Source organism: uncultured Methanobrevibacter sp. (assembly GCF_900314695.1).
In the GTDB taxonomy this organism is placed as follows: Archaea; Methanobacteriota; Methanobacteria; order Methanobacteriales; family Methanobacteriaceae; genus Methanocatella.
On the sequence record NZ_OMWD01000031.1, the window covers coordinates 1 to 22,156 of the forward strand.

Annotated in this window: 20 protein-coding genes and 1 pseudogene; 7 read left to right on the top strand and 14 right to left on the bottom strand. The window is 32.8% G+C overall.

Annotation, left to right across the window (positions count from 1 at the left end; translation table 11 throughout):
- Positions 1 to 154 precede the first annotated feature (154 nt).
- Positions 155 to 997: an aldo/keto reductase gene (locus QZN45_RS09580; RefSeq protein ID WP_296812646.1), complete on the top strand. Its 843-nt coding sequence runs from the start codon at positions 155 to 157 to the stop codon at positions 995 to 997.
- 58 nt (positions 998 to 1,055) lie between these two features.
- Here the strand turns inward: QZN45_RS09580 and QZN45_RS09585 are convergent, their stop codons facing one another.
- Complete coding sequence (locus QZN45_RS09585; protein ID WP_296812647.1) at positions 1,056 to 2,720, bottom strand: hypothetical protein; 1,665 nt, start codon at positions 2,718 to 2,720, stop codon at positions 1,056 to 1,058.
- 94 nt (positions 2,721 to 2,814) lie between these two features.
- On the bottom strand, positions 2,815 to 4,245 hold the full coding sequence (locus QZN45_RS09590; RefSeq protein ID WP_296812649.1) for a B12-binding domain-containing radical SAM protein: 1,431 nt from the start codon (positions 4,243 to 4,245) through the stop codon (positions 2,815 to 2,817).
- Between the two features lie 181 nt (positions 4,246 to 4,426).
- On the opposite strand from QZN45_RS09590, the gene QZN45_RS09595 reads away from it, so the two are divergent.
- Both QZN45_RS09595 and QZN45_RS09600 read left to right on the top strand, forming a co-directional pair.
- Positions 4,427 to 5,071: a queuosine precursor transporter gene (locus QZN45_RS09595; RefSeq protein ID WP_296812651.1), complete on the top strand. Its 645-nt coding sequence runs from the start codon at positions 4,427 to 4,429 to the stop codon at positions 5,069 to 5,071.
- A gap of 65 nt (positions 5,072 to 5,136) precedes the next feature.
- Positions 5,137 to 5,562 carry a hypothetical protein gene (locus QZN45_RS09600; protein WP_296812653.1) on the top strand — a complete coding sequence of 142 codons (426 nt, stop codon included), beginning with the start codon at positions 5,137 to 5,139 and terminating at the stop codon, positions 5,560 to 5,562.
- A 67-nt stretch (positions 5,563 to 5,629) separates the two neighbouring features.
- On the opposite strand, the gene QZN45_RS09605 is transcribed toward QZN45_RS09600, so the two are convergent.
- Positions 5,630 to 6,340, bottom strand: coding sequence for an alpha/beta hydrolase (locus tag QZN45_RS09605; protein WP_296812655.1), 711 nt, complete (start codon positions 6,338 to 6,340; stop codon positions 5,630 to 5,632).
- Positions 6,341 to 6,479: 139 nt separating this feature from the next.
- Between QZN45_RS09605 and QZN45_RS09610 the strand changes: the two genes are divergently transcribed.
- Positions 6,480 to 6,860 carry a hypothetical protein gene (locus QZN45_RS09610; RefSeq protein ID WP_296812657.1) on the top strand — a complete coding sequence of 127 codons (381 nt, stop codon included), beginning with the start codon at positions 6,480 to 6,482 and terminating at the stop codon, positions 6,858 to 6,860.
- A 118-nt stretch (positions 6,861 to 6,978) separates the two neighbouring features.
- Here the strand turns inward: QZN45_RS09610 and QZN45_RS09615 are convergent, their stop codons facing one another.
- From QZN45_RS09615 to QZN45_RS11105, 6 genes and pseudogenes are all read right to left on the bottom strand, one after another.
- Positions 6,979 to 7,515, bottom strand: coding sequence for a GNAT family N-acetyltransferase (locus tag QZN45_RS09615; protein ID WP_296812658.1), 537 nt, complete (start codon positions 7,513 to 7,515; stop codon positions 6,979 to 6,981).
- Positions 7,516 to 7,565: 50 nt separating this feature from the next.
- A complete protein-coding gene (locus QZN45_RS09620; RefSeq protein WP_292609502.1) occupies positions 7,566 to 7,733 on the bottom strand; it encodes a hypothetical protein in 168 nt (55 codons plus the stop codon).
- A 198-nt stretch (positions 7,734 to 7,931) separates the two neighbouring features.
- Positions 7,932 to 8,390: pseudogene (locus tag QZN45_RS09625) on the bottom strand (DUF4411 family protein).
- On the bottom strand, positions 8,387 to 9,535 hold the full coding sequence (locus QZN45_RS09630) for an ImmA/IrrE family metallo-endopeptidase (RefSeq protein ID WP_296812660.1): 1,149 nt from the start codon (positions 9,533 to 9,535) through the stop codon (positions 8,387 to 8,389). Before QZN45_RS09630 ends, QZN45_RS09625 begins: the two are co-directional and overlap by 4 nt.
- A 643-nt stretch (positions 9,536 to 10,178) precedes the next feature.
- Positions 10,179 to 11,099: an ARPP-1 family domain-containing protein gene (locus QZN45_RS09635; RefSeq protein WP_296812662.1), complete on the bottom strand. Its 921-nt coding sequence runs from the start codon at positions 11,097 to 11,099 to the stop codon at positions 10,179 to 10,181.
- Entirely contained in the window at positions 11,083 to 11,496 is a 414-nt protein-coding gene (locus QZN45_RS11105) for an HIRAN domain-containing protein (RefSeq protein WP_292609496.1), read from the bottom strand. Before QZN45_RS11105 ends, QZN45_RS09635 begins: the two co-directional genes overlap by 17 nt.
- A 446-nt stretch (positions 11,497 to 11,942) precedes the next feature.
- On the opposite strand from QZN45_RS11105, the gene QZN45_RS09645 reads away from it, so the two are divergent.
- Positions 11,943 to 13,205 (top strand): hypothetical protein, encoded by a 1,263-nt coding sequence (locus tag QZN45_RS09645; protein WP_296812664.1) that lies wholly within the window; start codon positions 11,943 to 11,945, stop codon positions 13,203 to 13,205.
- 175 nt (positions 13,206 to 13,380) lie between these two features.
- Here QZN45_RS09645 and QZN45_RS09650 read toward each other — a convergent pair whose 3' ends face one another.
- The 5 genes from QZN45_RS09650 to QZN45_RS09670 all read right to left on the bottom strand — a co-directional run bounded on the left by QZN45_RS09650 (position 13,381) and on the right by QZN45_RS09670 (position 18,816).
- On the bottom strand, positions 13,381 to 13,968 hold the full coding sequence (locus QZN45_RS09650) for a carboxypeptidase-like regulatory domain-containing protein (protein WP_296812666.1): 588 nt from the start codon (positions 13,966 to 13,968) through the stop codon (positions 13,381 to 13,383).
- Positions 13,969 to 14,118: 150 nt separating this feature from the next.
- Entirely contained in the window at positions 14,119 to 14,916 is a 798-nt protein-coding gene (locus tag QZN45_RS09655; RefSeq protein WP_296812668.1) for a DUF2207 family protein, read from the bottom strand.
- Positions 14,917 to 14,988: 72 nt separating this feature from the next.
- Positions 14,989 to 15,159: a hypothetical protein gene (locus QZN45_RS09660; RefSeq protein WP_296812669.1), complete on the bottom strand. Its 171-nt coding sequence runs from the start codon at positions 15,157 to 15,159 to the stop codon at positions 14,989 to 14,991.
- 4 nt (positions 15,160 to 15,163) lie between these two features.
- Positions 15,164 to 15,487 (bottom strand): hypothetical protein, encoded by a 324-nt coding sequence (locus QZN45_RS09665; protein ID WP_296812670.1) that lies wholly within the window; start codon positions 15,485 to 15,487, stop codon positions 15,164 to 15,166.
- 119 nt (positions 15,488 to 15,606) lie between these two features.
- Entirely contained in the window at positions 15,607 to 18,816 is a 3,210-nt protein-coding gene (locus QZN45_RS09670; protein WP_296812672.1) for an ATP-dependent DNA helicase, read from the bottom strand.
- Between the two features lie 493 nt (positions 18,817 to 19,309).
- Here QZN45_RS09670 and QZN45_RS09675 point away from each other — a divergent pair, with 493 nt between their 5' ends.
- Complete coding sequence (locus QZN45_RS09675) at positions 19,310 to 20,791, top strand: class I SAM-dependent DNA methyltransferase (protein ID WP_296812674.1); 1,482 nt, start codon at positions 19,310 to 19,312, stop codon at positions 20,789 to 20,791.
- A complete protein-coding gene (locus QZN45_RS09680) occupies positions 20,784 to 21,701 on the top strand; it encodes a BsuBI/PstI family type II restriction endonuclease (protein WP_296812676.1) in 918 nt (305 codons plus the stop codon). Before QZN45_RS09675 ends, QZN45_RS09680 begins: the two co-directional genes overlap by 8 nt.
- Positions 21,702 to 22,156: the final 455 nt, after the last annotated feature.

Consider the following 22,156-nt stretch of genomic DNA (forward strand, 5'->3'; position numbering starts at 1 on the left):
AAAACACAATAAAATTAATTAAAAAAGACAGTACACCCAATAGTGCAATTCATCCACAACTTGCAGAAGTTGTGGTATTCTTGCATTTTAAAGATAAAGTTAAAATAATTTGAAAATGTATAAATTATAATATTGATAATTATGGAGATAAAAAATGGATTTCAAAAAATTAAACAATAATGAAAAAATTCCATATATTAGTTTTGGCGTTTTTGATATCAATCCTGAAGACACAAAAAAGGCAGTGCTTGATGCATTGGATGTTGGTTATAGATCATTTGATAATGCGCAGGTTTACTATAATGAAAAGGAAGTTGGCCAAGCAATCAGAGAATCAGAAATTCCAAGGGATGATTTGTATTTGACCACCAAAGTTTGGGTGAGCAATTTCGGATATGACAAGACAATAAAGTCAGTAAATAAGTCATTGGAAGATTTGCAAACCGATTATCTTGATTTATTGCTTCTTCATGTACCATTTGGAGATTATTACGGCTCATACAGGGCGCTTCAGGATTTGCAAAAGGAAGGAAAAGCACTGTCCATAGGTGTTTCCAATTTTGATCCTGCCCGTTTGTTGGACTTGGACATGCATAATGACGTCACTCCGCAGGTTAATCAGGTTGAAACATCACCATACTACCAGCAGTATGGAGCAAATGAAATGATGAACCGTTTGGGAGTGGCTCATCAAAGTTGGGGTGCTCTGGGTGATGGAGCAAACAACCTCTTTTCCAATCCTATTCTTGTAGATATTGCCGAAAAATACGGCAAAACCACTGTACAAGTGATTTTCAGATGTCTTATAGACAGAGGCATTCCTTTTTCATGCAAATCACTTAAACCTCATAGAATGGAGGAAAACATTGACCTTTTTGATTTCAAATTAAATAAAAAGGAAATAGAAAAAATCAGACAATTGGATAGTGGTGAAGATCCATTTGAAGAGTATTTTAGTGCGGAATTGGTTGAAGATTTCTGTTCCGAAATAGTATAGCTTATTTTTTTGAATTCAGGCAAAAAAGTGTATAGTTAAATAAGTGGAATCATAAAACTTATTTAACTTTAACTGATGCCTTTTTTGATATTGCGGAAAAATATTTATTTCCGTTAAATTTAACAGAATATTTATATGTTTTTTTAGCTTTTAGGATAACTTTAAATGAAGCTATTCCCTTTGAATTTGTTTTTGCTGAATATGTCTTTTTGTTGATTGTCATCTTTACGGTTTTTTTGGCAATTGTGTTTTTGAATTGGTCTTTCAGCTGGACTTTGATTATTTTCCTTTTGGATTTCAACTTCAAAGCTTTTGTCTTTACTGCCAATGTTGGCTTTTGTTTTTTTACTGTAATCTTATAGCTTTTAGAAATTGGGTTGAACCGACTGTCTCCTGGGAATATGCAGGAAATTTTATAAGTTCCTATGCTTTTTAAACTGATTTGAAGTTTTGCAGCTCCGTTGCTGTCTGTCTTTTTTTCATAAGTTTTTCCATTAAGTTTAATTTGACATATCTTTGAAGGCAACTTATTGTAGTTTTCATCAACAAGTGTAATTTTAAAGTATTTGCCATTGTATAAACAGTACGTTATGAGATTTGATGCCTGAATTATTGTATCTTTTTTAAAGATAAATGAGTTGTTGATCAGCACATATGATTCGAACTGATAATTAGGCATGAAATCCAATAGTTTTGACCCGTCATTCAATGTAAAATTTATTGAATCCGGAAACTCTTCAATGTTTACCCAATTCTGAGGTGATGCATATCCTGCGTCAAAAAGAAGTTTTTGCCTGATGAATGAATCGCCGGAGTTGATATTGAAACCCCAATAATTGAATTTAACATAGTCTGAGCTTCCCCAATATGCAGAATCATTGCCTGATGTGTTGTTGGCAAATATGCAATATTCCAGACTTCCTTTGATTCCTCTCCAGTAAACTGCAGCCCCATAGGTTCTTGCCGTGTTGTTTGCAAAAATTGATTTTTTAAGCTTTCCGTTTGAACCGATCCATACAACCGCTCCTCCAAACTGACTTGCCAATGACAAATCTGTTATGGAATTTGTAAAAACAGAATTTGATAAAATTCCATTTGATCCGACCCATGCAACTGATCCGCCGGCATGATAGGCCAGATTATCCTTAAATATGCAGTTGCTAACATCATTGTCATTGCCGTTCAATTGGAATGCCCCTCCGGTATATAGGGCCGTATTGCCTGTAAAAACACAGTTTGCAATGGATACATTGTTTCCTTCGGCAGCTATTGCTCCGCCGTATTGGGCTGAATTTTTTGTGAAATTGCAACTGATTACTTTCAGATTGTCTGCATAGCAATAAATCGCTCCTCCCGAACTGGGGTCGAATCTGTCATTTGCAGTGCCGCTTACAAATGCAATGTTTTCCAGAACAACATTGTCTGCTTTAATATTCAGAATTTGTGTTGTCAGCCTTCCGTTCAATTTGGCGCCGTCTCCGCTTCCCCTGAGTGTGATTGCCTTATTGATGGTTATCGGTTTTGAATCTCCGGAATATGTTCCCTGCAGAATGATTGTATCAGATTCATTTGCGTTGTCGATTGTAGTTTGTATTGCATCAAAAGTTTTTTCCATCACTGGAGTATTTGACAGTTCCAAAGTGGAGTTGTCCTGAGCGGATACTGCCGAAATTATAAAAAATGCCAGAAAAATTAGAGAGATTAATGTCATTTTTGATTTCATTTTTTTCACCACGATATGTAAAATTATATTCTTCGATTGAATATAAATATATATGCATCAAATCGTGATTTTCTAAAAATGAATGTTTCGATTATTATTTGCCCTTATTGACGTTTGTTTTATTGTAATCGGTATTTCCGTTGGTCTGCTTTTTGAGTATTGTTTTTGAAACACTTAAAATGGTTTTTAAAAGAACAAATCCGTCCTGTGAAACCTGTCGGATAAGATATGTCGGACGCAAATAGAACTTAAGAAAAGCCTTCTTTTGGATGCTTCTAAGCTCTTTGCTTGTGCAGTCAACAGTTTCCAGCACAGGATTTAAAAGGGTGTACTTGGACCAGTCCGTAATGCTTATCAGATTCTTCTTGAATGTTTCGTTATAAAATCTGGTTCCGGGATATGGTGTGGCCAGACTGTAGAGGGCATAATTCGGATTCAGCTTTTTAACATAGTCGATTGTCCTTTGAATGCTTGAACGGGTATCTTCAGGCATTCCGATTACGCATGAAGCTATGGTTCTGATTCCTACTTTTCGGGCAAGCTTAAATGCATTCTCGGTTTTGGCGACTGTGATGTTCTTGTTCATATTATCAAGTGTTTGCTGGTCTGCACTTTCAACGCCTATGAAAATGGTAATGCAGCCTGCATCCTTCATGGTTTGCAAAAGTTCCTCATCCAGGGTATCCACCCTTGAGGTGCAGCCCCACCAGAACTTAAGGTTTCGCCTTTTTATTTCACGGCAGAAGTCATAGACGAACCTTTTGTTTAATGTGAATGTATCGTCCATAAATGCGATTGTGTCTATGTTTTCCTCCAGAAGCCTCATCTGGATTTCATCAACGACATTGGAATATGACCTTCTCCTTAATTTGTTTCCGTGAAGTGCAGCTGATGAGCAGAATGAGCACTGCATAGGACATCCCCTTGTAGTGATTATAGTTGCAACATTGGTTGTGATATTGAGGATTCTGTATTTTTCCATTGGAAATAGGTGGAATGCCGGAAACGGCAGTTCATCCAGATTCTGTATGACCGGCCGGTCAGGAGTCAATACCAATGAACCGTCATTTTCATCGTGAAATGCCAATCCAGGGACTGCTTTCAAATCGCCATGCTTTTCGATTGTCTGGACAAGTTCCAATAGGGTGTATTCCCCTTCTCCCCTTACAACAACATCAACGCTTTCTTCCTCAAGAACGCTTTTGTATTCAAAGGTAGGGTGATATCCTCCCAATACCACAACTGTATCCGGTTTTACCTGCTTTATCTTATCGGCAGAATCCAGTGCAACTCCTATGGTAGGTGTCAATGCGCTGATTGATACTATATCAGGGTCTCTTTTTAAAATTTCCTCGCCTATTTCATCATAGGTCAGCTCAAGAGCACTGGCATCCATGACATCAACGTCATATCCGTTTTTCTCAAGGACCGCTGCCATATATCCGATTCCAAGAGATGGGGCTACAACACCTAAAAACTTGTATTTTGAGTTTGTTTGGGGAGGATTAATAAATGTTATTTTCATCATATCACTTTTTTTTTAAAAGTTTTCAAGTTATTTAAAATAAAGTTTTCTATATATTTAAACTTTTTGAATACAATCCAATTATATGTATGTTGAATTTCATGTTAATGTTTTTTGTGAAGGGAAAAATAGTTAAAATGGCAAATGTAAAGTAAATATTATATTAAAAGGATTTGTGATTATGTTTGAAAACAATACCAAAACAAGAATGTATGCATATCTGATGGGAATATTCTGTGCTTCAATAATAGTTTCCAATATATTGGCTACCAAAACATTGGAATTTGAATTTATAGCTCTGCCATGTTCAATATTGACGTTTCCAGTATTGTTCATAGTAAATGATATTCTTTCTGAAATTTACGGCTATAAAATGACTCGGGATGTTATCTACCTTGGTTTCATAATCAATATTATTGCAATTGCCCTGTATCATATTGCAATGGCATTTCCTTCAAGCAGCCCAAATGCACCTGCATTTGCAATGCTTCTCTCAACAACTCCACGGCTATTCATTGCAGGGCTCATTTCATATATGCTTGGAAATATACTGAATTCAAAAGTTTTGGTTAAGTTAAAAGAGAGATACAATGACCAGCTCTTTGTACGCTGCATGCTCAGCACTGCAATAGGTGAAACTGTTGATTCCATTATTTTCATCTCAATTTCGTTTGTCGGCGTTTTACCGAATGATTTGATATTGACAATGATTTGCTGTCAGATAGTGTTTAAGGTTCTATATGAACTCTTGGCATATCCAGTAACCAGAAAAGTAATCATGTATATAAGAACTTTGGACGATGGGGAATTGAAAGGCCAAATCTAATGCTTTGATTTAATATTGGGAAGTTAGGCTCATATATTAAATATCTGTAAAAATAATATATTACTATGAATTTCATGAACAACAGTGCCAACATCAAACAGTTTCAACTGATTAGATATATTAATGAAAACTGCATCGACGACCATGTGATATCAAAAATTTCAATCGTGCTTCGCCGTGATAAAATTGAAGCCCCTTACTATATGATCACCAAAATCAAAATGTCTTCATGCATCGACAGGCAGGATAATGGTCTTATTCATGCAATGGATATGCTTAGCCATCACAGGAGGCATAACCTTACTGAAGACAAATACAATGAAATCAAATCATTGATTGTCGATGCATCCGATGATGACAATCAGGTTAAGGTCATTGAAAAGGAAAATCAGATTAAGGTGATTTTGATGTCTAAAGATGACGACGAATTCAGGAATCTTTTTGAAAGCTACTCTGAACTTTTTGAAAAAATAGATAATCTCGTTGATTAATTCATTATTGGTATTTTTAATGTAGCCGATTTAATCGGTTCATTTCTTTTTTTAATGCATTGGATATTCAGGTATTTTCATTGATGAATCTGATTATTGCATCTGCAGTCTGGTTCTGCTGGCTTTCAGGAGTGATGTTTGCTGGATTGTCTCCGGATTGGACTCCATAATATCCGAACTGGGCATGGTTTCCCCCATTGATTATTATTTCTGTGAAATTGTTTTTCACAAGTGCTTTGGCCTGATTATAGCTTGTCAAATTGATGACTCCATCATTTGTGCCTCTAATTGACAGTACTGGTACATGTATTTCCTTTGGCAGGTGGGATGAGAGATATATCAGGCCGCTTATGTTGTTTGATGTGCTGTTTACATATGATCCGGCCATTGCGCCACCTAATGAGTGGCCTGCCATGAAATAATGTTGGTAGCTTGAATTCTTGATAATATCATCGGCGCTGTTTGTTCCAAAGAATGCCAGATTGAATGGCATCTCGACAAGATAGCAGTCAATTCCCTTGCTGGCAAGATTCGTGAAAAGCGGCAGATATGATGTATATTCCACTTTGGCTCCAGGATAGAATATGATTGTGGTGTTGTTTCCGTATCCGTCCAAAAATAGTCCTTTGGAGATTTTACTAACATTGACATCATCCGTTCCGTTCAGATAATCTGTTGCGGTCTTTTCAGCATGGTAATAGAATTGGGCATATACAAAAAAGCCTCCAACGAATACGATAAGAAACAGGATAATGCCTATTTTAATTATTTTGTTCATGAAAAATCTCCTTAATTCCTGTAATATATATTTGCCGATGTTCCTATTTAAAATATTAGTTGGATTTAAAAATACTAAACGAAAGTATTTAATATTTCAAAATCATAGACAATATTAAAACTTTTTTAAGGGTTGGAATATGAAACTGAAACTGGCGATAATATATGGGGCATTGATATGGCTATTGATTCATGTTATTCAAGGCATTTTCAAACCTATTTTCAATTACAATCTTCCATATTTCAATATGTTATTTACAATAATATCCATTGTTGTAACCGGATTTTTCGGAATTCTCTACATCAGAAATATCAATAAAAATGAAGTGGATGAGGGCATTCTTGCAGGAATCGTATTCGGTGTAGTCTATTTGATATTGGATTTTGTATGTTTAATTTTATTCCCCGAAAGATTTTTAATTCCTGACTATCCTTTGAATGTTGCTTCAATGATTGTAATAAACCTGCTTTTAACAACATTTCTGGGATATCTTGCCCAGATGGATATCAATTTGAAATAGCTATAGACATGATTTGACATCCATTTTTGCTTAATGCTTATTTTCATTTTTATTACAATATAAAAAATAGTGTTGGAAAAATAGTATTCATTTAAAATATCTGTTAAGATAGCTAAAATTACAGATTCACGACTGAAAAATCTTTCAGGAGTCTTTCATAGAGATGAAATGTTTGCAGGCCTACAGATTCATTAAAGGCCTTCAATGAATCGACATATTTAAATCCCCATTTTTCAAATACTTTCAAAGCACCGACATTTCCGTCAATGACATCAATTCTGATCGTTTTTTTATTATTTTTCTTAGCTTCTTTTAAAATATAATCAAAAATATCCTTTCCCATTCCTTTTCCAATGGATCCAACGGCAAATGTATGGATTACAACAATTTCTTCCAATTTGGCATTTACATGCCACTTGACATTGCTGTAGTCGTGGCCAAATTCATTGTTTAAAACTGCACATGCAGCTATAGACCCTTTGGAGTTAACATACAATTCCCCTTTCAGAATCGAATCTTCAATATATTCCAGATTCGGATATGATTCGCTCCATTTTGGCATGAATTCGCGGCCTTTAATGTCTGAAATAATTTTTTGGTAAAATTTTAAAATCTCGCATGATTCATTCATATGCGCTTTTCTTAATGTATTCATATCAACCAGTTATTATAAAAAGAGTGTATAAATTGCCATTTAATCGCGTATTATTCTTCATTCTTGTTTCTGGCTTGGATTGTCTTGTAGACTCCATAGATGAACAGTCCAATTCCTACAAGGCTTGGGGCTGAAAATTTGTGCTGCATGATGGATGCCACTACAGAAATTATAAGACAAATGATTCCTCCAATCAGATATTCATATGCTTCAGCCATTTTTTTGCCTCCCTTAATCTGTAAAGAAATATATATTTTTAATAATATTTAAATGATTGTTCAAAATTTTTTTCATTATTTAAATAAGGGATTAATAATATTTTAACATTTCATAATCCGACAAATATTGACACAATTTATATCAATAGTAGTTTTATGAATTTTCAAAATTAATTAGAAAAATATTCTTATTTTTTTTTAAATTTTAACTTCAACTTCTCTTAAAAATTCGATAATGTTAATACAACGTATTCCTAACTCTTTACAGACATAAGCTATTTTTCTTTGAGGAGTTCTATTCAGATTTTCTTCAGTGACTACAATAACAAGTTCATCAACCATTGCACATGCTATTAAATGAGGATCCGCCCAAGGCCCCTCACTTTTTCCGTGATTTTTAAAAACTTCAAATCTTGAATCTGTGAGAATTTTTCCCATGGCTTGAGTTTCTTCAACAGTTAATTCTCTGAAATAATCTTTATATTCACTCCATAACTCTTATGAATCTTCCAATTCTTCATAAACTGCACGAACGGAAAATGCTTTACCTTCTTCAAAGAGTTTATAAACTTCATCCCATAATGAAGGCAAAATATCTTGGGGAAATTGGTCTTCAAACTTCATTAATGAAGATGAATCAATGACATATCTTTTCATTGTTCACTTCCATAAACTCTTTTATGTAAGTCGGGAATATATTTTTTCTTCAGATTAGTAAATTTAGAGAACTCTCCACTATTTATTATTCCATTTTCATAAGCTTCTAAAACAACTGCACAATAGGACTCACTATTATATTTTATCACATTATTGAAATAATTTCCACCAGAACCTTTAGATTTAGAAGTTGAAAATTCTTTTAAAGTTTCTACTCTAGAATTATATTCATTATGAGAAATATTATGGGTGTCATATAATCTTCTTAAAATTACATGTGTGCTTACACCATATAAATGAGATAACTCAATAATTGAATCAGTAGAGATTATATGTGCATTATTACTCAAATCATCGGCAGGGACTAAAAATTCTCCTGCTACTGCATTGCAGAAAATTTCTTCTTCAGATAATTCATTATTCTCACATATTGCACTTTCACCCAGTAATAAATGAGTTAATTCATGGAATAATGAGAATATTCTGCCGTTGGTAGTATCTTTGCCATTTAATAATATTATAGGTATTTCTTCATGAAAAATACATAGTCCTCTCATTTCTTCTAAGAGCAATCCATCAGTTTCAAAAATTAAAATACCCATTTTTTCTGTAATGAGTTCTTTCCATTTATTTAAGAAATTATAATGTTCTTTATCCAATGAGTTATTTTTCCTAATCCAAGATTTTTGTTCCTCTAAGGATACATCTAATTTTTCACGAATATATTTAACAACTTTTTTTCTGGATTTTAATTCTTCAATAACTTCAAATTTAGGAATAGGTTCATCTAATTCAAATAATAAATCCAAATAAATTTCTCTCCTATGTTCTGATTTACGAATCTCTTTAATTAATTCAGGAGATTCATTTTTATAATTATTGGGATTTATTTTTCTAAAATTAATTAATGAAGGCAAATCATCGAAATCGGGTTCAATTTCCATAAAGAAGAAAGCTGTAGGAACGTTATACTTATTACTTACTTGTCTTAATTGATTCCAGGTAGGATATTTTTCACCATTCTCCCATAATTTATAATGTTTTTTGATATATTCTGGCAATAATTCTTCATATTCTTCAATGAATCCGGCATATTTCCTTGCCCATATCATCATTGCAGGATTTATAATTGCTTCTGACACCATTCAGATTTCCCTATCATTTTTTTAATGCCATATATTAATTTATTAATAAAGGTTTCTATTCATTTATTTTATCCAATAAAAAGATATTGTTCAAAATATTTAATCCATATTAATTAATTGTTCATCAGAATTTAACTAGATCCATGTTGATGTTTGTATAATGGTATAGAAATAATCTACTCAAATTCAAGTTATCTTTTGGATAATATGAACTTTAGACTCAATATGATTTATATTCTTAAAGAAACAATTTAATTTGTTTCTTTTTTCAACATAAAAATTTTCAAAATAATTAATGAAAATTATATTGGATATATTTTACATTGAATTATTTTGTAGTATAATATATGCATTAAAAGATATTTAAAGCTTGTTGAAGCCACTTCGTGAAATTGTTGTGAGAAAAACATCCAATATATAGTTTATGGTGAAATTAAGATATTAATCGTCAAGTTCAATCAAATTAATCTAGTTTCAGCATCAATGTAGCTAAGCTCTGAAATTTCCTTTATAACATCACTATCTTTAATATCCTCAATTAGAAGTGGAGAATCTGGATTGTACAATTTCTGATTTCTTTCAACTAGATTTGATGAGTAATTGGTGCATTAATCACTTCAAAAAAATGGTGATGTGTTAAAAATCATATTCTAACATCATCATGAATCTTTTTTTCATTTTCAGCAAATGCTTCGTCGCTTCCCACAAAGTATGACATGTGAATCAGCTCATCCTTAAAGGTATAGCAGCTGCCGACACCGTCTTCGCTTTTAATCTCAAATCGACTTTCAAGGCCTTCGTTTTTCACTTCTTCAAATTCATCATTCAATGCTGCATCAATGATGCTTCTGATTGCATCCCTGTCGATTGCAAAAACGTTGTCGTTTACTTCGGCATTGATGAGGTAGCTTTTAAGAATCTTTTCATGGTATTCCCTGTATATTTCGCTGTTTAAAAAGACTTCAAAGCCCTTTACCTCACCATCAATCATTACCGCAACACCTGTTTGGCCTTCGACAACTTCAAAGACTTCCATAAATTCGCTGAGGTCTGATTTTGCATTTTCATAGCTTTCAGACATTGCCTGTGTCGGTGATGAAAATGACCTGGACACTTCAAGTTCATCGATTGAATCCCAAACGGCCTTTTGAACATTGCCTTTGCTTCTGAAGGCATGGTGCTTTGCAAGGCGTGTTCTGTAGTTTGCAATGTTTTTGGACTGCTTGAAGTCGCTTACATATCCCCATCTTCCGTGTTCGGTACAGTTGACTGGCACTTTCATCTCGCTTTGAGGAGCAATAAGTATGGTTGCATCCATTATGCGGTTCTGGTCTCCTCCTACAATCTCTTCACCGTCCACCAGAAGAAGCGGGGCCACGGACTTGTTTTCAACGATTATTGTGTTTACTATTGACTGTTCGCATTCCTTGACATCTACAAGGCCAAGCTCAAAGCCCTTTTTAAGGGTCAGTAAATCGACCTTGTGGTTTATTGGGGTTTTGATTGGGATGACTGCGACATTTTTGTGGACCTCTTCGCCTAGAAGCTCATAGCTGGCTATCATCTGCTTCACCCCTGATGTTTTTCTTAATGAAATCAACGTCAATCTTTCCCAGATTGTCTGAAAGATAGTGTATGTCGCTTTCAGGGTTTTCCACCTCTGCAATGTATTCGTCTGATGTGAGAACCCTTGCAAGTGCAACGGAACCTGTGACGAACTTGATTTTAGCAAAGTATTCGTCGTTGATTTTGTCGTATAGCCTTCCGGCACTCATTGATCCAATGACGACGGTGTTGGTGCTGTTTGCCACATAGCCTATCTTTCCGAAATATCTCATTTCACAGGCTATCGCTTCGGCATCATACTTGTTGTCCGGCTCCTTTACAAGCTTTATGAGTCCATTAAGCTTAAGCGGTTTTGAGCCGTGCATATTGTTGAATGACTGTATTGTTATATACATATATTATCACCTTGTGAATATCTTGTGCCATATAATATTTAAATGTTATTGAAAATATTCTGCTTTGGTGAAAATGCATTTTTTTAATTTAACATTATTAATAATGATAGATAAATATGTTCATATAATAATTGAAAAATATCATATGTGTTCAGAAATTTGTGAAATCCGACTGATTTTTAACTACAAATTTCTTATTTTCAAATGAAATTTTAAACATAATTTTATATAAATCCATTTTTAATAAAAAAATAATATTATTTTAAAATAATGATTATACAAAATTCATATTATCATTAAAAAACCGGAACAAAATTTGTCGAAAAAATATTTTTTTAAAGCGAAATAAAGCCCCCATTTGGCGAATTTCCAAATAAAAATTGCCTAAATTTTTATATTTGCATTAATAAAAATTGTTTTTAATATTGGGAACAAATGAACATCATTTGAATGGTAAGGATTTCACTGTTAAAACTGGTAATGATGGTAAGGCTGCATTACCGATTGATCTCTTGCCTGGTAAATACGTGGCAAAAATTAAATTCAATGAAGATAACATCTATTTGGGTTTTTCTGTTAGTTCAAATGTTGTTGTTAATAAGCTTGCTACTGGTTTAACTGTTAATGACATCAATATCGTTTATGGTGATTCAGCTAATCTGATTATCTCTTTAAAAGACAGGAATAATGCTGTTTTGAAAGGTAAAGATATTTCAGTTAATTTGAATGGTAAGAATTTCACTGTTAAAACTGGAAATGACGGTCAGGTAACATTGCCGATTGATTTACTTCCTGGAAAATACACATCAAAAATAAAGTTCAGTGAAGATAACATCTATCTGGCTTCTTCTGTCAGTTCAAATGTTGTTGTTAATAAGCTTGCTACCGCTTTAACTGCTGGTGACATCAATATCACCTATGGCGATTCAGCTAATCTAATCATTACTTTAAAGGACGGTAATGCCAATGCATTATCTGGAAAAATCATTATGATTAATATAAATGACAAGGATTATTTCACAACAACCGACAATAATGGTGAGGCAGCATTGCCGATTGATCTTCTGCCTGGAAAATACGCAGCAAAAATAGAATTTGGAGAAGATAATATATATCTCTCATCATTTGCCGGTGCAGAAATTTCTGTTGACAAAGTTGATACCACTTTAAGCGCAAATAATGTCAACATGATATATGATGATTCTAAAAATCTCGTTGTTACACTCACAGACAGCAAAGGAAATCCTCTTTTAGGAAAATCAGTTACAATCAGACTGAGTGAGGATGTTTACACCAAAAAGACTAATGCTAAGGGTCAGGTCGTATTGGGTGTTGACGAGCCGGCAGGCAAATACAATGCCAGAATTTCATTTGCAGGCGACGACATATACAAGTCATCAGGCCACACATCCAAGGTGACTGTCAATAAGGCATCTCCAAAAATAACTGCATTCGCCAAAGCGTTCAAAGCCAAATCAAAATCTAAAAAGCTAATTGCAACACTTAAAAATAAAAACAAGGTCATGAAAAATGTCATTGTCAAATTGACTGTCAACAAGAAGACCTACAAGGTCAAAACCAATTCAAAAGGAGTTGCAGTTTTCGCAATTAAGTTGACTAAAAAGGGCAAATACAATGCGGCCTATAAGTTTGAAGGAAATTCCAACTTCAAGTCATCAACAAAAACCGTTAAAATAAGCATAATATAATTTTTTGTCTTCATTCAATATACATGTATCCAAATAAATATTGCAGGATGCATGTATAACTCTTTATTTTGAAAGGAATGTTAATTAAAACATGGCACATATTTAATTACATGTCAGATAATTAACCGTTCCTTTCACTAAATGATAATGAAATTTCCACCTGTCTGATGCAAGATTACGAAGTAATCATTGCACCTTCATCATATGCAACTCCATCTTCATAGGCAGAACCGTCAGCAGAATATCTTGTTACATATTTATGGCCATTTCCATCATGATATACAACAATGCTTGATCCGGTGTCACCACCAGGATGAGTTTCAGTCCAACCCTGAGAATTTGAACTGGAGGATTCGCTAGTGGTTTTTTTGACTTTTTCTTTGATGGTTAAGTTCTGTGTTGTGTTGTTTCCGGTGTAGTTCTTGTTGCCTTTATAGCTGACTTTAACTTTGTATTTGCCCTTTTTCAGATTAGAATCAATCTTTGCTTTACCTTTTGAATTAGTTTTGACAGTCTTATTTAAAACAACTTTACCTTTACCGTTTTTAACGGTGACCTTTACATTCTGTTTTGAAAGAGGAGTCTTGTTTGAATCTGTCAGCTGAACAGATATGTCATCCCCTTCAGTCAATGTCTTGTTGCTTGTTACCTTAATTTTAGTTGCTTCCTTTGCATTGCTTGGTTGCATAAACAGTATTCCTAATGCCGCTGCAAGAATAATGATTATTACAATCAATATTATGATAATGTTTTTGTTTGACAATTTTTTCTCCCCATACAATTGTTATATCTATTTATACACAATTTGTATGATAATCCTTTCGACTGCAAAAAACGCTATAATATAAGTTTAAAAAACGAGATAAGTGTGATTATATGAAAAATTATTAAATAAAAAAAGTTGGGAGAATTATTATGCTCCCGGAACAGTGTACTTGTCATTTACACCATAGAATATTCCGTCACCTTTACGTTTTTCGGTAACGTTCAGCAAGGCATTGTTGAATATGATGTTTAACAATTTGTATCCGTCCTTGTCTATGAAATCTGTTAGAGAATTGTTGTTTTCTCTAGCTTTGAGTGCTTCACGCTCAACGTCAAAGCATGCTGCATAGAGAATCTGTGCTGAACTTTCCTCTGCAGACTCAGGAGGATATTTTTCTGTTAAATCATTGGATTTCAGATAATCCGCATAAACTTTCCATTGCTTTTTGATTTCATTTCCTTTGGCTGTAAGCTTGCCGTTTTTAAGGATGTCTGTGTAGTTATCACCGTCATAGGCGTTTTCCTTTTTAAGGGCTTTTATGAAATAGTTGAAGTCCCTTTCGAACTTGTTTGCAATGGAATGATTGTTGGTCTGCTTTGCCATTGCCTTCAGGTTGAATTTCTTTCCCTTGTTCAGGTTCTTGAGAAGGTTAATGGATGCTGATTGTGAAGTCTTGAGCTCTCCCCTGTTTGCGATTCTGAGGGTTATCCCTTTCATGACTTCCATGTCATCTGGAGTGAGCTTATTTCCAACCTCATATGAATCGTCCAAATCGATGTCACATCTGATCTGATTCCTGTTTATAAGCTCAAGGACTGTAAGTGACAGCGCATTGACATCTATCCCATTGTCTTTGGAAAAGAGTATTGATACCATAGGATAAGAATCGTCGCTTGGAATTTCTTTAATGCTTTCATCGTATTTGGTGTTTCCTAAACCTAACATAATATCACCATCACTATTTAGTCTTTAATGGATGGCATATAAAGTTTTTCGAATGCAAGCGCCCACTTGCATTCAGTCAAAATAGCCGTCGTCGGCGTATCCGAACTCCTCGGTATCGTCGTAGTTCAAATCGTCATCGTAATCATTGCCCCAATCTGGGCTGTCTGACAAATCTGATCCGCACTCTTTGCAAACGGCATTTGATGAGTCATTAAGACATCCGCATACGCTGCATGTAATCATGGCATCACCCGTATTCCTCTCCAAGCCATCCCTGATTCACGTCAGGCCAGCCGCATTCGTCACACACGTCACCGTCAAACAATGCCCCGCAGTTTGGGCATTCGCAGTATTCCTCTCTCATTTTTGTATCTCCATTGTTTTGGCAGTACCAGCATTCCCATTCACTGCCCTGCCAGTCTATGATGCTTTCGCAATTTTCACATACGAAATATCCGTCACCTATATCGTCCCTTCCGCAGTATGGACACTCGAATTGGGCTTCTGATTCTTCGAACTTGTAGCCGCATAAATTGCATTCAATCATTGACTCACCACTCTTCAGTGTCAAAGTCCAGAAAATCCTGGCTGTCTGTCAGGTCAAATCCGCATTTCTCACATACTGTGTTTGAATTGTCGTTCAAGTGTCCGCATTCGTTGCATACAATCAAATTCTACACCCTCATAAACTCAATTTTTCTTATATGATTTACAGATATTTTTGTACTGACAGTATTTACAGTCATCACAGGAGCATGATGTGAATTTTCCTTCATGAATATCTGTTGCAACACGTTCAAGTTCAAGCTTTAACTCTTCAATGTATGCTTCATCAATATCAAAATTAATCATCTTTTTGGATTTTATGGTATAAACCTGGAGATTTGATATTTCTTTGCCTTCATATTCCTGATTTTGGTCACGAAGTGCTAAAACGTACAAGTGGAGCTGTTTTTTGAATTTATCTTTGTATTTGACTTCCAGACGTGTGTTTTTATAATCTATAATTCCTAGTTTTCCATCTGTTTCATAAATTAAGTCAACAACTCCTTTAAGAGCATAGTTTTTATCTTTCAGGTAGAACGGATATTCACTGTCGAGTATTTTCAAATCTTTACCATAATTTTTGTAGTAGTAAAGAACATTGCCTGTAACTTCATTCAGCTGTTTATCGTACTCAACAGGGTCTTCTTCATGCAGTTCTTCATTTGATTTTTCAAACAAATTGGTAATAATTTCAACAACTTTATCTTCTCCAATAAATACATTGTTATTGTTTATGATTTCCTTGTTGATTATTTCCAGAGCCTTGTGAACAAAGATTCCTTCATCGATTTCCTGCTTTTCAGATATGGTGAAACCTATCTGATTTGCCAACTTATATCTGAACGGACAGTTGTTGTAGTTTTCCAAAGCTGTGAAACTTAAATCAATACAGTAACTATCATTATTTTCTTCTGCTGTTCTAGTCAATGTATTAATATCAATATTGTTTGGATCAATTAAAATACAATCATTTTCCAAATTCTCGTTTATTGCACTTTGAATACGTTTAGGTCCTTTTGGAAGTTTGTTAAATTCACTGGATTCCAGTGCAGACTGTTTGGCAGGTCCACAATCATCTACAATAGAGGACAATATTAATGTATCTTCTGCACGTGTCATTGCAACATAAATTATCCTTTCTTCTTCCATTTCATGAGACAATTCTTCTTCAAACTCTTCATCAAATTTAGGATATATCAGACAGTCATCAGGAGTATAATATGTAGGGCTTCCAAATATCCAACCTGATTTTGGATTTGGGTCAATGAATTTCATAGGGAAATTATCTTTTTTAAGTGAAGGAACAATAACAACAGGAAATTCCAGTCCTTTTGATTGGTGAATAGTCATAATCTGAATTCCGTCGGTTTCTTCACTGTAACTTGAATGACCTCCTACAGTTCTGTAAATAAACCAGAATGCACCTCTGATATCCCGTTCAAATCTGACCTCAACGAATGTTTGAAGTGAAGATGTTAGCTGTGAGAGATTATAAATCAAATCATCATTGTCCAAAACCTTATCTTCAGATAAAAATCCGGTAATGTCAGTTAATAACTTAAGATAAACTTCCGAAACTGTTGGTCTTTCATAAAATTTAACATCTTCAGAGTAAAGGGAATCTTTCAGTTCATTTAATTTTTTGAAAAATTCCAAATCATCCTCATTTGTTATTCCATATTCAACCAGATTTTCATTTACAAGTACAGGTCGTGTAACTTCATCAAATATTTCAATAAGCATTTCTTCCGGACGTTCCAAAACCTTTGCAAAAGATTTTTTACCACCAGATTTATGGTCTCTTAACCAGACACGGTTTTCTGTTTTGACAACTTCCTCTTCAAAGTCATTTTGAAGATTATATAATATTTCTTTGGTTTCATCTGACAGTTCAAATAATATCTGGTCTGCATATGCTTTCAAATTAAGCCAATCAGCTTCCCACCTGTTAAAGAAGTGTTTGTGCGGATCATCATCTGAGATCAAATGGTAGAATAATGTTAAGACTGATTTGATTTCAGGCTGGTCAATCAAATCACTTAAACCCCTGATTTGATAGTCAATTCCATTTTCGTTTAATTTTTCAAGCAATCCTTCAATGCATCTGGAACTGCTTTTATTTAAGGAACGGAATAAAATTCCGATATCGGACAGTTTATTGACTTTATTGTTTTCAATTAAATATTTGATTACATTGAAAATATTTGCCGCTTCAACACCACTGTTTTCATTTACCAGATAGTATGTAGGATTGTGAACTCCACGACCGCATCTGGCCTTTCCAAGTGCTGAATCAGCAGGTCTTTGATGTTTAATGAAATCTTCTGAAATATTAATTATCTCCCATGTGGAACGATAATTGGTCGGAAGACTTTTAAATTCAAATTCATTATTATGATGTTTAGATAGATAAGTAAACGGATTGATGTTTGAGCCTCTAAAACCGTAAATACTTTGGTTAATGTCTCCCACTACGGTAAAAGATTCTGCAGTTTTCATTAAGTTTTCAAAAAGTTCCATCTGCATGGGGTCAGTATCTTGAAACTCATCAATTAAAATATTAGTGAAAGGAGTTTTAAAACTCTCTTTTTTAACAATTTCAAGAGCATCCTTTTGCATATGTGCAAAATCAATTGCTTTTTCACGTTTTAAAATTTCCTCATAAATCGGATAAGATTTTGCAATTTGCAGGTATCTTGCATTATATTTTGATTTTTTAAATTCCTTATTTTCTTTTACTTCATCATAGGGATATTTGCCGTCATTTTCTTCCATATAATTCCTGACGAAAGCTACATATTCCGAATCAACTGGTCTTTCAGCTTCGATATAATCAATCAGTTTGTCTGTTTTAACACCAAAAGTGCAGTACTCATTATACTTGCTTACGATATCGGGAATATCACTGTTTGACATATATGCTTCTTTAACAAAACCGAGCTCTTCCATATGATTTCCAATAAATAACAGGTTTTTTTCGCCTGCATCATCTGAAATTACATTTAATCCAACCTGGCCGTTTTCCTCCAGGATTCTTCCGCAGAATGAATGGATTGTTGATATATGCATTTTTTGAACATCACTTTTAAGCAGGTCTCCTTCAGCCAATCTTTCCTGAAGCTCTTCAGCCGCTTTGGTTGAAAATGTAATGATTAAAAGTGTTTCGGGATCAACATTGAGTTCGTTTACCATGTAATTAACTTTTTCGATTAAGACTCTGGTTTTACCTGCACCCGGACCTGCTTCAACACTTAAAAACTTATCTCCATCATATGTTACAATATCTTCCTGCTCTTCGTTTAAATTTAGAGCAACATCACTGAACTCAGGAAATGTTTTTAAAAAGTTTTCCAAATCGTTTGCAGATCTTCATTTTTGAAATCATCTTTTTTGAGTGTTTTATAATCCCTTAAAAGAATTGGAATTTCATAATTGTTTAAATCGCAAGTTTCTTTTATTTTACCATAAAGATTGTAAAACTTTTGTTTTTTTATAATGTATGTCATTTTTATACCCTGAAATTTTAATTGTATTAAAGTTGTTATAATATATGTTGATTGTAATTTAAAATTATTTCTAAAATAAGTATAAATAAAAATTTTAAATTAGTTTAAACATGTGTAAATTCATATTTAAATTAAAATATACAACTTTAATTATTTTTGAAGAAAGTTTTATTTTTTTTGGTTTAAATGATACATATATTAATATACTTCATGTTAATCTCCTAAAAGACAATATCATAAATATTTATTCCCTTATCTGATTATAAATGAGTTTATTTTTAAATTAATAATGTTTAAGTATAATTAATAACAATAAATATTAAATAATTATGGAGGATTCTATGTTAAATCATATTGTTAATATCACTGACCAATATTTAGAAGAATTTCCTAAAACTGAAAGAAAGAAAATTGGTCAATTTTTTACTTCTAAAGATACTGCAATATTCATGGCAGAGATGTTTAATAAAAACATTAATAAAGAATTACATATTTTAGATCCTGGTGCAGGTACTGGAATACTATCTGCTGCATTAATAGACAGACTGCAAGATTTTGATTTAAAATCAATTCATTTAGTAATGTATGAAAATGATGAAAATATTCTTCCAACATTAAAATCAAATTGCAAATATTTAATTAAATCTTCAAAAATCCCGTTAACAATTGATTTAGTTAAAAAGAATTTTATTTTAGATAATGAATTTGAAAATACATTATTAAACTCCAATACAAAATTTGATTTAATAATTTCCAATCCTCCTTATAAAAAAATACCTAAAAAAGCTCTTGAATCTCAGAAAATGTTAAATGTAGTTTATGGTTCTCCAAATTTATATTTTCTTTTCATGGCAATGTCACTACACCTTTTAAAAGAAAATGGTGAGATGGTATTTATCATTCCTCGTAGTTGGACATCTGGAAATTATTTTAAAACATTCAGGAAATATTTATTGAAAAATGGTGAAATTAATAATATCCACTTATTTATTAATAGAAATAATCTATTTAAACAAGATGCTATTCTTCAAGAAACAATAATTATTAAAGTATCAAAAAGTCAAAATAATCCTGAATTTATTAATATTTCATCATCAAATGATTTCATGTTCGATGATTTAAAACGATTTAAGTTGCCATATGAATTAGCTGTATCTAAGGACGATAATTCATATATCTTCTTACCCACAAATCAAAGTGAGGTGAATATTTTAACTCTATTAAATAAATTTAAATATAATCTTACAGATCTTGGGATTAAATTGAAAACCGGATTAACTGTGGGTTTTAGAAATAAAGAATTATTATTTGATTCCCAATGTCCTCAATCTGTGCCAATATTTTATCCTTGTCATTTTAATGATGGTTTTGTTAAGTTTCCTGTTGACACTGATAAAAAACAATTTATTTTAAAAGATAAAACTAGTTTACTTCAAGACAATAAAAATTTCTTGTTTTTAAAAAGATTCACATCCAAAGAAGAAAAAAGAAGATTGCAACCAGCAATATACTTACATGATTCTTTAAGTGAATTTAATCATATTTCAACAGATAATAAGATTAATTTCATTGATACAGTTAATAAAAATGATTATCTAACGTTAGCTGAGATTTATGGGTTATTTGCATTATTTAATTCTACATTATATGATAAGTATTATAGGATTTTAGATGGAAGTACACAGGTTAATGCCAGCGAGATTAATTCCATGCCTGTTCCAGATAGAAATTCTTTAAAACAATTAGGTGATAAAATCATTCATTCAAATAATTTAACAACCAATTATTGTGATAAAATTTTAGGAGAATTAATTTATGGATAATTTAGATTCTGCAAAGGAAATATTAAAAGCAATAGAGATGCCTGAAAAACAACAAAATGATATTAGTGCTTTTACTTTATTAGCATTGGCTCGTATTCGTGAACATGATAATTGGAGTAAAGCCACTAACGACTGGATAAGAATACATGATATTATAAGATTTATAGATGTTAATTATGATGTCCAATATGCTGAAAATTCACGTGAAACCTTTAGAAAACAGGTTATTCATCAATTTAGAGATGCAGCCATTATTGAAGATAATGGTAAAGCTACTAACTCACCACACTACAGATATAGATTAACTGGAGAATTTTTAAATTTGGTACAAACTTATGATTTACCTCAATGGAATACTTCTTTAAATGAATTTTTATCCACACATGAATCATTAATTAGTATTTATTCAGCAAAAAGAGAATTGTTAAAAAAACCTGTAATGATTAATGGGAACCCATTTACTTTTTCTCCAGGAAAACATAATGAACTTCAAAAACAAATCTTAGAAGAGTTTGGGCCACGTTTTGCACAAGAAAGTGAATGTTTATATGTGGGAGATACAGCTAAAAAAGATTTATTCATTAATACTGAAAAATTAAAAGAATTAGGATTTGTCATTTCAACCCATGATAAAATGCCAGATGTTATTTTATACTGTGAAGATAAGAATTGGATTTATTTTATTGAAGCTGTTACTTCAACAGGACCTATGGATTTTAAAAGGATTAATGAAATTAATAAATTAACTGAAAATGTTGATGCAGGTAAAATTTTTATTACTGCATTTTTAGATTTCAGAACATTTAAAAGATTTGCAGCCGATTTAGCATGGGATAGTGAAGTTTGGATTGCTGATAATCCTAATCATTTAATCCATTTTAATGGCGATAGATTCTTAGGTCCAAGGTAAACTTTTCTATAATTTTTTATTAAGAATATCTAAACTAAACTACTCATTTTATCATTATATTTATTCCCATGATAGTAGTGTTATAGAATATAGCATTTACTGAATCATTACTTTTCTGCTTTAAAAAATACTTTAAAAACACTTTAAATAATAAAATACCCTTCAACAATATTTGAACGAATATTAAACTATTCAAAACAGATATAATTTTTTTTAAATCACCATCAAATCCCATTTTATAATAAATATGTTTCACTTCTACAGACCCACATTGGGTCTTATATGACAAAGGCGATAAAGATGGAAATAAATGGTACTTAGAAACACCATTCTACATTGAGTGGTCTAGAAATAATGTTAAATTTTTAAAAGAAAATGCTGGAAGAAAGGGTAAAGGAGGGACTAGATTTCAAAATTCCCAATTTTATTTCCGTGAGGGTTTCTGTTGGACAGAT

What these genes read in the sequence shown, in the direction of transcription:
- QZN45_RS09580 (WP_296812646.1), top strand. Translation starts at nt 155, where the DNA reads ATGGATTTCAAAAAATTAAACAATAATGAAAAAATTCCATATATTAGT.
- QZN45_RS09585 (WP_296812647.1), bottom strand. Translation starts at nt 2,720, where the DNA reads ATGAAATCAAAAATGACATTAATCTCTCTAATTTTTCTGGCATTTTTT.
- QZN45_RS09590 (WP_296812649.1), bottom strand. Translation starts at nt 4,245, where the DNA reads ATGAAAATAACATTTATTAATCCTCCCCAAACAAACTCAAAATACAAG.
- QZN45_RS09595 (WP_296812651.1), top strand. Translation starts at nt 4,427, where the DNA reads ATGTTTGAAAACAATACCAAAACAAGAATGTATGCATATCTGATGGGA.
- QZN45_RS09600 (WP_296812653.1), top strand. Translation starts at nt 5,137, where the DNA reads ATGAATTTCATGAACAACAGTGCCAACATCAAACAGTTTCAACTGATT.
- QZN45_RS09605 (WP_296812655.1), bottom strand. Translation starts at nt 6,340, where the DNA reads ATGAACAAAATAATTAAAATAGGCATTATCCTGTTTCTTATCGTATTC.
- QZN45_RS09610 (WP_296812657.1), top strand. Translation starts at nt 6,480, where the DNA reads ATGAAACTGAAACTGGCGATAATATATGGGGCATTGATATGGCTATTG.
- QZN45_RS09615 (WP_296812658.1), bottom strand. Translation starts at nt 7,515, where the DNA reads ATGAATACATTAAGAAAAGCGCATATGAATGAATCATGCGAGATTTTA.
- QZN45_RS09620 (WP_292609502.1), bottom strand. Translation starts at nt 7,733, where the DNA reads ATGGCTGAAGCATATGAATATCTGATTGGAGGAATCATTTGTCTTATA.
- QZN45_RS09630 (WP_296812660.1), bottom strand. Translation starts at nt 9,535, where the DNA reads ATGGTGTCAGAAGCAATTATAAATCCTGCAATGATGATATGGGCAAGG.
- QZN45_RS09635 (WP_296812662.1), bottom strand. Translation starts at nt 11,099, where the DNA reads ATGATAGCCAGCTATGAGCTTCTAGGCGAAGAGGTCCACAAAAATGTC.
- QZN45_RS11105 (WP_292609496.1), bottom strand. Translation starts at nt 11,496, where the DNA reads ATGTATATAACAATACAGTCATTCAACAATATGCACGGCTCAAAACCG.
- QZN45_RS09655 (WP_296812668.1), bottom strand. Translation starts at nt 14,916, where the DNA reads ATGTTAGGTTTAGGAAACACCAAATACGATGAAAGCATTAAAGAAATT.
- QZN45_RS09660 (WP_296812669.1), bottom strand. Translation starts at nt 15,159, where the DNA reads ATGATTACATGCAGCGTATGCGGATGTCTTAATGACTCATCAAATGCC.
- QZN45_RS09675 (WP_296812674.1), top strand. Translation starts at nt 19,310, where the DNA reads ATGTTAAATCATATTGTTAATATCACTGACCAATATTTAGAAGAATTT.
- QZN45_RS09680 (WP_296812676.1), top strand. Translation starts at nt 20,784, where the DNA reads ATGGATAATTTAGATTCTGCAAAGGAAATATTAAAAGCAATAGAGATG.